Origin of the sequence: Reichenbachiella sp. MALMAid0571, from assembly GCF_040151475.1 — a bacterium.
Classification (GTDB): Bacteria; Bacteroidota; Bacteroidia; order Cytophagales; family Cyclobacteriaceae; genus CAXBNB01.
Window position 1 is genome coordinate 40,845 of record NZ_JBDKWG010000108.1, and the last position, 12,371, is coordinate 53,215.

Sequence of the window (12,371 nt, forward strand, 5' to 3'; positions counted from 1 at the left end):
TCTGAACATTAGTCATCAAAGCGGTAAGTAATGGTCAGTTCGTGAATGTCGCCCAGATTAGGATTGTTTCTGAATGCATAGTCCACATCAAAGGCTGATGGTGTAAATCCAATTCCAAAAGCACTTTCGAATGGTTCAGTAACCAATCCTGTCCTGAATTTTACTTTTTTAATGATTTCATACTCTAATCCGATCTTAAAATATGCATCAAAATCAAGGTCTTTTTCTATTTCCACATTGAGCATCAATCCGGTTGATGGCCTGTAACTGAGTCCGGCTGTCATAACAGTAGGTACTTTTTCTCCTGAAAATGACGAAAGCTCAGCCTGATTGATATTAGTAACTTGTGCTCCGAAAACTAACTGTTCGGTAATAGTAGCCAGCCCACCAAAATCAAGCATGAGTATTCCCTTGGTTCCTGCACCTTCTATATTGTACTGTAGGTAATTTACATTCAGTCCGAGGCTGGTCAGGCCAAACTGGTTACTGAATCCCAGGTTGATCTTTTGCTCGTTGTACAGGTCGTCACCAAACCTGAATACACCCACTCCGGCTACACCCTTGAGTACGGGCTTGACAAATCCACCACCGAAAGTATTGAATTGAGGTACTCCGTATTTGTTCTGATAAGTGAACATAGCCACCGTATTTTCCACTCTGGCAAGCCCTCCAATATTATTGAACATGCTCCAGCCATCGGCAAGAGTAACGGAAGCATTGCCCATTCCGTTGGCCCTTGACCCAAGATCAAAACGTCCGTTTTGTGCAGACAGCTCTACGGAATATATTCCTAAGAGGCAAACAGAAATACTTGCAATTAGTTTGAACATATTGTATGTAAAATATAGGATAATGAGATTTTATTCAATTATTTTGAATCTCATTTCCGGATTTTTCAATTTGTCATTGACTTGAATGAGTATCGCTTTTAACAACATAAGAACCCACAACAAATACCGACTTACTAATTATGGAGAAGTCTATGAATTTGAAGTACTGGAAATTTTCCCAAAAGATGAGTTTAAACTGAAGGATTTACATACGCTGGAGCAGTATTATTTTTCTTCTTTAATAGGTCAGGGAAAAGGCAAGGACTTTTCGATTTGGGAGATATGATGCACAAAAGGATGGTTAAAAATACCTTACTCCAACTCCCTGGCCTTTGAACAGTGCCAAATCTATGGAGACCATCAATTCATGGGTTGAAAATGCGGTATTACTGAAGCCCAGACATTCCGTTTAAAATCAAGAATTATTAGGCTTCATAGTGATAATTTGCTTTTAAATAGCAAAAGACTATTGTACTTTATATCTTTATCTCATCAAATGAGATATGAATAAAATCAAAGAAATTCTAGAAGAAAAGGGGATTAAACAAACATGGCTAGCTGCAAAATTGGGAAAAAGTTATAATATGATTAATTCTTATGCCCAGAACAGAAGACAACCTTCAATTGAAGATTTGTATAAAATAGCTGAAATATTAAATGTTGATATCAAAGATCTTTTAGAATCTAATATAAAAAGTACATAAGAAGAGATGCTATACAGCACCAAAAACATAGATAAAATCAATTCTTTAAAAGAAGAACTGGATAAACTTGCGCCAATTGGCAAAGAATTCGCTAATAATCTCAAAAAGAAATTCCGTTTGGAATTCAACTACAACTCAAATCATTTAGAAGGTAATACATTAACATATGGTCAAACCCAATTACTGTTACTATTTGATAAAAGTTCAGGAGATGTTCCGGTAAGTGACATTGAAGAAATGAAAGCCCATGATGTCGCTCTTGGACAAATTGAAGAGTTGGCAAAAGATGAAGAACGTCCTTTGACTGAACAATTCATTTGCGAACTAAACAAGACCATTTTGATTAAGGATTTTTGGAAAGATTCGATTGATCTTAATGGAAATCCGTCACGGAAAAAAATTGAGATTGGCAAATACAAATCTCTTCCGAATAGTGTTCTTCTAAGAAATGGTGAGATTCATGAATACGCCTCACCAGAAGAAACACCTTTATTGATGAGTGACCTTATTATTTGGTATAGAGACAATATAGGTGTAATTCATCCAGTGCATTTAGCGGCAGAGTTTCATTACAAATTCGTTTGCATTCATCCGTTTGATGACGGAAATGGAAGAGTCGCAAGACTAATTATGAATTATATCCTTCTAAAAAATGATTACCCACCAGTCATTATCAAATCAGATGATAAGGAAGGCTATTTGACAGTACTTCAAAAAGCGGATTTAGGAGATAAACTAGGACTAGTTGAATACATTGAAAAGCAACAAGTTTGGTCTCTGGAATTAAGCATTAAAGCAGGAAAAGGAGAGGATATAGAGGAATATGGTGATATAGAAAAAGAGATTGAAATTCTAAAAAGAAAAAAACTGACAAAATCAACGATATTTAGAACCCCAAAAGTTTCTTATGAAATCTACGTTCATATAAATGACGATTTATGGAATCCCTTGGAAAAATTCTTTTTGAAGTTTGATGATTTTTTTGCCGAATCGAAAACTGAAAATCAAGTCAACCATAGTAAAGTAGAAAAAACCAAGACTGAAAGAAATTTTCTTTCACAATTTAGAGAGCGTGAAGTAGTTGTCAAACCATATGAAGTTTTTGGACACGATCTTGAGGAAGAAGATGTTTTTAGAATTTCCTGGATTAAACGATTTTTGTCTTTAAAATCAGCGTCTAAAAAAATTGATTTTGACATTGACTGTTCGATCAAATTTGGTGATTCTCAATACAAACTTCTAATTGAAGGGAGAAGAACTATCAGTAATAGCAATCAGAAGGAATCAACGATATTATTTGAAATTGAAAACGATTATAAGACCTTGTTTATGACGGAAAGTGTCAACGATATTGTTAGGGTTGTTTCAAACTATTTAATAAAAAACATCCAGCTAAACGACTAAAAGCGAAAATGCAACAAATTATAAGAAATCTAGCACACTAAGCAATCGCACGATCAGAGCTACGGTTTTACATAGATGTTAATCACCTAAAAATACCTCACCCCAACTCCCTGGCCTTTGAACAGTGCCAAATCTATGGAGACCATCAATTCATGGGTTGAAAACGCAGTATTTCCTATTTCATTGAAAGGCAATTCGAAGGAGTAACCAAGGCGTAGATTGCTCTTAAATTTAAATTGTCCGTTGATGCCAATGGTACTGAAATTTCTCAACGATGCACCCACCCACAGCGCATCCACCAATAGAAACTGAGCATTCAAATCAATAATGGCCATTTCTCCTTCTACAAATACCAGCAGGGCAGAAGGTTTGAATTTTAATAAAATGAATTGATCAAGTACAATCCCTCCACTCATATAAACCTTTTGGTTGAAGCGGGATCTGCTTTTATCAAGCTCATTGTTGTTTAGTATTTTGGGAATCGAAATACCGGCATAATAATTTTTTGACTGGAAATAAACACCAGCTCCAAAATTGGTTTCCGAAGTATTGTTGGTTGTTGTTTGGAGGGCTTGATCGGGTTGCTCCAGATTGAGTTTGCTAAAATCAAATTGATATGTAGTATAGCCGGTCTGCAAACCAAAGGACAGACTTCTGCTATTGAGCATTTCGATTTGATAAGAATACATGGCCTGAATTTCTGTGTTGTTGTTTACTCCAAACTGGTCGTTGATCATGAGTAATCCAACACCAATTTTATTATCTATAAAAGAAGAAGTCACATTCAAAGCGTTCGTGACAGGAGCACCTTCCACTCCGATCCATTGTTGTCTGCTGATAGCTGTTGCATGAAAAGCATCATTTACTCCTGTATATGCCGGGTTGAATAATGCCTGATTGAAAAGGTATTGCCCGAATACAGGACCCAACTGACCAAATGCGACACCATTTGTTCCAATCAGTAGGGTTGAAACTATTATTGCTTGTTTAACTTTCATCTTTTTAAGTATAAAAATCCTGTCTCTTTGCTTGATCCATTGCCTTTGTCTATGGTATAATAATAATTATCGGTATCCAATTCTTTGTTACTCCCGATATTGGAAATACCAGTAAAGATGTTTCCGGTGTTGTCATAACCATCCAGTTCGAATACTTTATCTCCCCATCGATTATAGATAGTTACTTTGTTGTTGGGATAAAATGTAATGTTGTCAATTTTGAAAAAATCATGTACACTGTCGCCATTGGGAGTCAGTGCATTATATACATTTAGAAGAGGCAATGCCCCTTCGAGTACTTCCCCGGATACCTTAAAAGTAAAATCATTAATTGAAGTAGATACCGATATATTTCCGCTGTAATTTCCCGGATTTTCAGCAATAAAGACAATCTTAAATTGGACAAAGTCCTCAGGTGCTACTGAAGTAGGTATGTCTTGTAATTCAAAGACCGGATTGTCTGAATCTATACTGTTTATTTCCAGGGTATTGGAAACACTTAGGTTTTCTATAGTAAATGATTTTTCAATATTTTCACCTAAATTGGTATTGCCAAGGTTTATTTCCTGATTTGAAAAGAGTATGCTGTTATTGCCATCAATGACATTCATTCCTTCTATTAGTCCTGTTATCGGATAGGTGAATACTCCTTCATCCGAATCATTATTTATAATTGTGACTGTAGTATTGAATCTTCCTGTATTTGCCCCTGAAAGTGTGATAGTGAATACTCCATGTGTTCCGGCAGCTACTGATGATAATGTATTGCTAACGTTAAAATCAGTTCCGCTAACACTAATATTACTGATGTTTAAGGTGCTTGTTCCGGTATTTTCTATCGTAAAATTTTGAGGAATGTCATTGCCCATAATAGCACTGCCAAAGTCAACAGGAACTGTTTGGGCATTAGTGATTGATGTTCCTGTATTGTCAATGCCGACAAAAAGCCCGATCTCAGGTGATGTGGGTTGTGATATTGTTCCTGTGATTTCAAAGTCAAATAAAGCTTCATCAGGATCATCGCTTATAACGGAAATGGTTGTATTGAAAGTCCCTGCATTATCCCCTGAAAGGATTACCATAAATGTTTCCGTTTCACCAACAGCAATAGAGTTAATGCTATTGGTGACACTATAATCGTTGCTGCTGGAAGTGATGCTATTTATATTGAGGGTGCTTGTACCACTGTTTTTTATGGCAAAGGTCTGCGCAATGTTATTTCCTACTACTGAACTGCCATAGTCGATTACTTCCGTTTGACCATTGGTAATACTAGTTCCTGAGCTACCGGTACCAAGGAATACATTAATCTCCGGAGCAGTAATAGTTCCTGTTATCGGAAAGGAGAACGGATTTTCGTCTGCATCATCGTTGACAATAGTAATGGTTGAGTTAAATATTCCTGTATTATTACCGGATAATGTTATGGTGAAAATTTCTGTAGCACCAACCATAATGGATGTGATTGCACTGGTGATAGTAAAACCCGTTCCTGAAACAGAAATGCTAGATATATTCAAAATACTAGTTCCAGTATTTTCAATGGCAAAAGTTTGGATGATATCGTTTGTTTGGACAGCAGTACCAAAGTCTATATTGTTTATTTGAGCATCTACTATTGCGATATCGGTATTATCAGTTCCAATAAAAAGATTAATTTCTGGTTCTGCACCAGCTAAAACAGTAAATTCTGAAGTGTTGCCATTGGTATCAGTGGCAGTAGCAGTAAAAGTTTCGGCAAGAATGAAGCTTCCTGAAACAGACCATGTTCCGGAACTAACCACACCTTGGCCTAAAAATATTTCCCCTTGTGGGTTTGCTGATGTGTTGTCTTTAAACAGTTCAATAATGTCTCCATTGTTTCCTTTTCCTGATATTGTAGTAGAAGAAACGCTGGATATAACAGGAGGTGAGATGCCATTTTGAGCACCATTTGTAATGAGTATTCCTTTGTTTTCGTTGTGGTAGATGGAGTTTTGTGAGAGCGTGTTATTATCAATTCCGGTTTCAAAAACTTCACCTATTTCTATTCCATTGTTTACATTGTAGGCAATTACATTGTTGGAAATTAAATTTCCATTTGCCTGACTTTCAATGAGGATGCCATTCCTGTTGTTTCCTAAATCAGACACTCCATCCGGTTGCACTCCGATATAGTTGAAATCTAAGGTGTTATCGGTAGTTGAGGCATTTTCAATTAAAATGCCATCCAGAGTATTTCCTGAAATTATATTAGCTCCAGTTGCAGTGCCGTTCCCGATATTGGTTCCTGAACCTGCACTTAACCGGATGCCTTGATTGTCATTGGGAATTGCTGCTGTGCCAGATGTATTAGTTCCGATGTAGTTTCCCAGAATATCATTTCCTCCGGCACTAACTCCAATTCCCCATCCATTTCCGGAAATAATATTTCTGTTCCCTGTAGATGAACCACCGATTTGGCTTCCGGTTCCTCCTCCCAACTGTACACCTGCGAGTTGGTTGCCCCGATCGGCAGTCCCGTTGATGTCAGTTCCTATGAAATTCCCAAATACATACGTTGGCCCATTATTTATGTGGATTCCCCGGGTGTTGGCAGAAATGATATTACGACCGCCGGCAGAGCCATTTCCAATATGAGTGCTTTCCGATGTGCCATCTATCAAAATACCAAAGTTATTTGCTAGTTCAGTGGATCCGTCGCTCCCAAGACCGATATAATTTCCCAACACCATTGTGCCGTCAGAGTCATCTATAGAAATTCCATGTCCGGAATTACCGGAAATAATATTTTTCCCACTCATTGTTCCGTCCCCAATTTGAGTGTTATCGCTGGAATTTATAATTTCAATACCTGTTCCGTTTCCACGGCCTAATAATCCTGAAATATCAACACCCACCAAATTATTTACAATGGTGGTATTAGGTGATCCGTTTACCCTAATACCTTCATTTGAGTTGGATGAAATAACGTTTGGCAATTCACCTGCAACTCCAACTTTGGTGTCATTACTTGAAAAAATGTCAATTCCTCTTCCAATATTGCCAATGGCTGTATTTCCATTTAAAGCGATACCGATAGAGTTGCCAGAAATAGTGGTGTTGCCGGAACCATTTCTTATATAAATACCGAATGTGTTGTTTCCGATCACATTTCTGCCAGTAGCAGTTCCATCTCCAATAAAGTTTCCTGTAGCACCATTGTCAATAATCACTCCGGCATAGTTGCTCGTACCGACACCAGTTGCTGATGAGTTGGTTCCCAGGTAATTGCCTATGATTAGATTTCCGGTAGCTGAACTCCCGTCAATGGCTATCGCCCCTTGCACAGTTCCTGAAAAGCCTTGTATGTGCAGGTATTTAATTTGACAGTTGCTTGCGTTAATGGTCAAACCACTATAGCCGGTGGTACTGGCTTGAATTGTGACATCAGGGTCATTGTTATTGTCAATGTCTCCGTTGATGATGGTGCCATTGCCGTTTCCAGATGTTATGGAAACAGTACTTTCCATAATAATAGTAGAACCGTTGAGTGAGGGTTGGAATGTAATGGTATTTGATCCGGTATCATTATTGGCATTGTCAATGGTCCAACGCAATGAGCCTGTTCCGTCGTTTAAAGTATTGGTGACAATGAATGGGTTTTGTCCGGTAAATTCGGAAGTGCCATCTGTGCTGTTGGTTGCAGTAGCCGTAATAAGATCACCTTCAGTTACTAATAAACCAGTTACGCTCCAAAGACCTCCTGATACAGTACTTGTGCCTAAATATTCCTGTCCTTGCCCAATGGCTGTACAATCTGAATTGTCTCTATAGACATGAATTTCGTCACCATCAATGCCTGTTCCTCCAACAGTGGTAGATGTGACCTCAAGGATTGCAGGTGGTTGGATGTTATTGTTGCCTATACTATTAAGGAAAATTCCAGAACCATTGCAGTAAATGGAATTGCCAATAATAATGTTGCCATTTGCACCAGAATTGGCTAGTCGAATAGCTTCGTTAGTATTGTTGGCTATTGTATTTCCCTCTCCTGTTGTTATGCCTCCTATCGTATTGTTATCTATTGTTCCTAAATTTAAAAACTCAATTCCGATACCATTGCCCAGTGCAGAAGTTCCATTTGAAGCAACACCAATAAAATTTCCCTGAATGACACAATTGTTGCTTACATTAAGATGAATGGCATAATCTGTATTACCAGAAATAAGGTTGTCTATAATTTTGCTATTGCTACTGTTGCCAACCGTAATGCCCTTACCATTAGGTATTGCCGACATTCCTGAAGGATCAGTACCTATATAATTACCAATGATTTGAGTGCCGCCAGCAACGTTCAATGCGATAGCACTACCTGTATTTCCAGAAATAATATTGCGCTCTGCTGCATTGGATCCGCCAATGATGTGAGCCCCGGAATTGTTTGGAAAATCTATTCCGGTTATGTTACCAATTCCGATAGTTCCGTTTTCATCCGTACCTATATAATTTCCTTGTATGGTATGGCCATCTGCTAATTGACTTCTGATGCCTCTGGTACAATTAACAATTGTGTTTCCTTTTCCCGGAGAACCAATGATGCTGGGTGTTGTACCAAGATGAATTATTTCTATACCCTGGGTAAACCCTGTTATATAAAAGCCATAAATTTCACTGCCTTCTGCAGTAAACTTGAACCCATTGGTTAATGAGCTGCTTCCATTCAGTACAATTCTGAAATTTCCCGAACCGGGTTGTGTAGTTGCATCTAATATTACTTGTTTAGAAATATCAGGAAGGTCTGTTGTAAGATTGATAGTCCAGGTTTCATCTCCTGAACCGATGTTGTATCCAGAATCTGTATTTGGTATATTGAATGAAATGGTTTGTTCACTATTGGCATTAGCGTTGGTTATAGCCCAGCGCAACGAGCCAATGCCTGAATCGTTGGTGTTGGTTACAATGTAAGGGTCGATAACTTCTCCTGAGATTTGAAAAGTGAAAGGGTTTTCATCTGCATCGTCGTTTGATATGGTAACTGTCCGGTTGTTGAATGTACCAATGTTGCTGGCATCTAATCGTACAATAAAAGTGGTAGCAGTCAGAGGGTTGACTGTAGCAGATGGCTGTGTCTGGATACTAAATCCGCTGTTTGAGACAGTTAAAGGGAGTGCAATATCCAGATTTTCCAGCCCGGTATTTTCAATAGTAAATGTAATATCAACTGGAATTCTTTCAGGGGTAGTTCCAAAATCGACTACTCCGGTCTGTGCATCAGTTATGACAATACCTGAATTGTCTGTGCCTTGATATATATTGATTTCGGGTTCGGCCAGGAAAAATTCAGAGCTGTTACCTGACACATCTGTTACCATAGCTGTTACTCTGTCTCCAACTGATAAAGTTTGACCACTTAGTGTCCATGGACTGGAAGAAAAGGTAACCGTGCCCAGATATTCGTTTCCTTGTGCCACATTACATGATGAGTTGTCACGATATACATCTATTAAATCACCAGTGGTACATGATACACATGTTCCGGTTACGGAGGCTGTTCCAGCACCTGTTGTGTAGCCTGTGATTTCAGGTGCAATAATGGAATTATTGGCATTGTCAAATAGCTGGATTCCTTTAGTAATGTTGCAATTAATGGTGTTTCCTCTAATTATATTTTGATTTGCTACACCTCCCGACGACAAATTGGGATTAGCCGTAATACCCCACCTGCTCCCGGCAATTACATTTTTTTCTCCTGCACCAAAGCCTCCAATGGTCGTATTAGTCACAATAGGGTTAGTGGAAAAGCCATTTAGCCAAATTCCATAATCTGTAGGATCATCTGGGGCATATTCTAAAATGTCTCCATTTACGTTTACTCCAATTTTATTTCCTTGAATAATGTTATCTGTACCATTGAAAATAACAATATTTGCCTGATTATTTCCAGCAATCACATTGCCTTCTCCGGCTACACTTCCACCGATAACATTACTACTCGCAGAATTTCCCACATTAAAACCAAGCTCAATTCCCCTTATTTCATTTGGGATGGTCAAAACACCAGTAATGTCTGTACCTATGTAGTTTCCCTGAATGAAATTACCATTCGAGTTTATTATTCTAATTCCATCACTGGTATTACCGGAAAGCAGATTTCCTTCACCTAATCCACTTCCGCCTACCTGATTTCCAGTACCACTACTTATGTAGATTCCATAATCATTAGGGCTAGCCAGGGTACCTGAATTGTTTGTGCCTATTTTATTTCCCTGAATAATAATGTTGTCAGCACGATTCCAAATTCCAAAGTTGTTATCTCGTATAACATTTCCACGAGATGAAGAACCGATTATGCCTCCATTGATTCCTGTATTAATTTGAATGCCGGAATCACTTGAGCCGTAAAATCCAGAAATTTGGAATCCATATATTTCACAATTATTGGCATTAATTGTAAATCCGGAAGTACCAGAACCTGCCTTAGCCAGGTTAATCATATTGGTAGATGTCCATCCTGTTTGGGTAGTGGCATCAATAATTGTTGTTGAGGTAAGTGTAGGAAGGTTTGAGGATGGAGTTATAGTCCATGGACCAATTTCCGGCAGGTCGAAGTGAATAGTTTTACCTGAGCTTGCATTGGCGTTGGTCATTGCCCATCGGAGCGATCCGATACCTGAGTCGTTGGTGTTAGTGACCAGATACAAGTCTAGTGCTTTTGGTTCCCCTGCAGTATAATTACCGTTTAGTTCTGAAACTGCATTATGGGTGAAGGTGGCAATATTGCTTCCGTCCGCTATATCATCTGTTGTTCCAATTGACCATGTAGTGTCATAGTACCCGGGGATATAAATCGCTTCGTTACCCACAATCTCAGTATCATCATACGTCATTTCAATTGTTGCTCCTGAAATAGTCAGATTATTTGAATTGACTGTCCAGTATTTGGCCAATGATTGACCTGTATAGATTACGTTTGGTTCTTCACTTGCCGTAACTGAAGCTTCTATGTAGGGCGACACACCGGAAGTGAAGGTCGCTGATACAGTAACAGGTGTATATACCGAGCCAGTCCCGATAGGGTAAGTGTCCGGATCTCCTGAGCTGGGATTGTTGGTTCGTACCATTCCACCATTTGCTATGGCAATCATACGGGTTGTACCAAGAGAGGTGGAAGTAGAAAAATTGGAATCTCCTCGTTTTTCCAGCCTTCCTCCATCAATTGTTATAATTTCGTCGATTTGAATATCTCCATTTGATATGTTCACCACAGTATTGTCTATTATCAGTGGTGCGTTGACAGTTAGCCCCTGACTGGAAATTTCCATATCAGATTGAATGGTCGTTTGATTGTCAATGGTAAGCTTACCAACTTCAAATGTTGAAAATCCAGTCAGGTTTATGGTTTGCGGTGAACCTCCGTTCATTATCAGGTAGTCAAGTGGGGAAGTAATACCGGATGTGCCTGACCCGGTTAAATTGCCTGCCAAAGTGAGCGATGGAGTTGTTCCTGTTACATTTAAATTAATGTCATTTAAAACAAGATTGCCCTGAACGATATAACTACCGTCGAAGTTTTTTTGGGTATTGGCTGTACTTATAGAGCCAATTGTTAAGTTGTGATATGTGATATTGAGAATGTCCTGAATGCCATTTCTAAAATACTCCACGGTGTTTCCAGTAGCATTGGCAATAATATTTCCCTCTACAGTTGTGGCCCAAAATTTTACATGAGCATTGGCATCATTAATCAATGTACCATCAACTGTGAGTGAATTTCCTTCTATACTTAGAGAGCCGGTAGATATTTTATTTGTGAGGGTAAATCCCGAATTGATATCTACGCTGCTTCCGGTACCCAATGTCACTTCATTGGGACTGTCATCAAAGTTGACGTTTGCATTGAAAGTGATGGATCCGGACATATTCACATTCGCTGTTGCTACTACGCTTTGAGTATTAGTGGAAAATTCATGAATGGTATTTATGCCAGTGCTAAAATTGCCGGAATTGGCAATGCCCCCTCTGTATTCATGTGTCCCAAAAGTGGATGTAAATGAACCCCCGGAACGAATAATTAATTGTTTCTCAAATACATTTATACCAGTAGGGCCGGAATCTCTGAAAGTACCCGAAACATCCGGGATACCATTGATGATAATATCGTTATCATACGGATCAAAAGCACCAGTCGATTCGATTGTTAAATTATTGATACTTATGTTACCATCAGGGGATGTTATTGAATGACCGGATTGGATAACAAAATCAACAGTGCCCGGAGTAAAGATACTGGTTGCCCCGGGTGGAGGAGAGCCGGATCCATTACTTTGGGTATTCCATATTGTGGCATTGTCAAATGCACCGCTTCCTTGTGAATAATATGTTTGGGCTATTGCTAGATTTGAGAAAAAGAGTCCTGTGGCTATAGAAATGAGCACATTTCTTGTTTTTGTCCATAGAATTCTTTTCGTCATTAT

At 38.6% G+C, this 12,371-nt stretch carries 6 protein-coding genes; 3 read left to right on the forward strand and 3 right to left on the reverse strand.

All coding sequences use genetic code 11. From position 1 onward, the window contains the following. Positions 1 to 8 precede the first annotated feature (8 nt). Positions 9 to 830, reverse strand: coding sequence for a PorV/PorQ family protein (locus AAOP42_RS05940; RefSeq protein ID WP_349527551.1), 822 nt, complete (start codon positions 828 to 830; stop codon positions 9 to 11). Positions 831 to 915: 85 nt separating this feature from the next. On the opposite strand from AAOP42_RS05940, the gene AAOP42_RS05945 reads away from it, so the two are divergent. The 3 genes from AAOP42_RS05945 to AAOP42_RS05955 all read left to right on the forward strand — a co-directional run bounded on the left by AAOP42_RS05945 (position 916) and on the right by AAOP42_RS05955 (position 2,938). After that, on the forward strand, positions 916 to 1,116 hold the full coding sequence (locus tag AAOP42_RS05945) for a hypothetical protein (RefSeq protein WP_349527552.1): 201 nt from the start codon (positions 916 to 918) through the stop codon (positions 1,114 to 1,116). Positions 1,117 to 1,333: 217 nt separating this feature from the next. Further along, entirely contained in the window at positions 1,334 to 1,534 is a 201-nt protein-coding gene (locus tag AAOP42_RS05950; protein WP_349527553.1) for a helix-turn-helix transcriptional regulator, read from the forward strand. Positions 1,535 to 1,540: 6 nt separating this feature from the next. Next, positions 1,541 to 2,938, forward strand: a complete 1,398-nt coding sequence (locus tag AAOP42_RS05955; RefSeq protein WP_349527554.1) for a Fic family protein — start codon at positions 1,541 to 1,543, stop codon at positions 2,936 to 2,938. An 86-nt stretch (positions 2,939 to 3,024) separates the two neighbouring features. Here the strand turns inward: AAOP42_RS05955 and AAOP42_RS05960 are convergent, their stop codons facing one another. Both AAOP42_RS05960 and AAOP42_RS05965 read right to left on the reverse strand, forming a co-directional pair. Next, on the reverse strand, positions 3,025 to 3,936 hold the full coding sequence (locus AAOP42_RS05960) for a PorP/SprF family type IX secretion system membrane protein (protein ID WP_349527555.1): 912 nt from the start codon (positions 3,934 to 3,936) through the stop codon (positions 3,025 to 3,027). Beyond that, entirely contained in the window at positions 3,933 to 12,368 is an 8,436-nt protein-coding gene (locus tag AAOP42_RS05965; protein ID WP_349527556.1) for a choice-of-anchor D domain-containing protein, read from the reverse strand. Before AAOP42_RS05965 ends, AAOP42_RS05960 begins: the two co-directional genes overlap by 4 nt. Between the last annotated feature and the right edge of the window lie 3 nt (positions 12,369 to 12,371).

Bases quoted from the DNA above. Each gene is read 5' to 3' on its own strand.
- AAOP42_RS05940 (WP_349527551.1), bottom strand. From the start codon at position 830: ATGTTCAAACTAATTGCAAGTATTTCTGTTTGCCTCTTAGGAATATAT.
- AAOP42_RS05945 (WP_349527552.1), top strand. From the start codon at position 916: ATGAGTATCGCTTTTAACAACATAAGAACCCACAACAAATACCGACTT.
- AAOP42_RS05950 (WP_349527553.1), top strand. From the start codon at position 1,334: ATGAATAAAATCAAAGAAATTCTAGAAGAAAAGGGGATTAAACAAACA.
- AAOP42_RS05955 (WP_349527554.1), top strand. From the start codon at position 1,541: ATGCTATACAGCACCAAAAACATAGATAAAATCAATTCTTTAAAAGAA.
- AAOP42_RS05960 (WP_349527555.1), bottom strand. From the start codon at position 3,936: ATGAAAGTTAAACAAGCAATAATAGTTTCAACCCTACTGATTGGAACA.
- AAOP42_RS05965 (WP_349527556.1), bottom strand. From the start codon at position 12,368: ATGACGAAAAGAATTCTATGGACAAAAACAAGAAATGTGCTCATTTCT.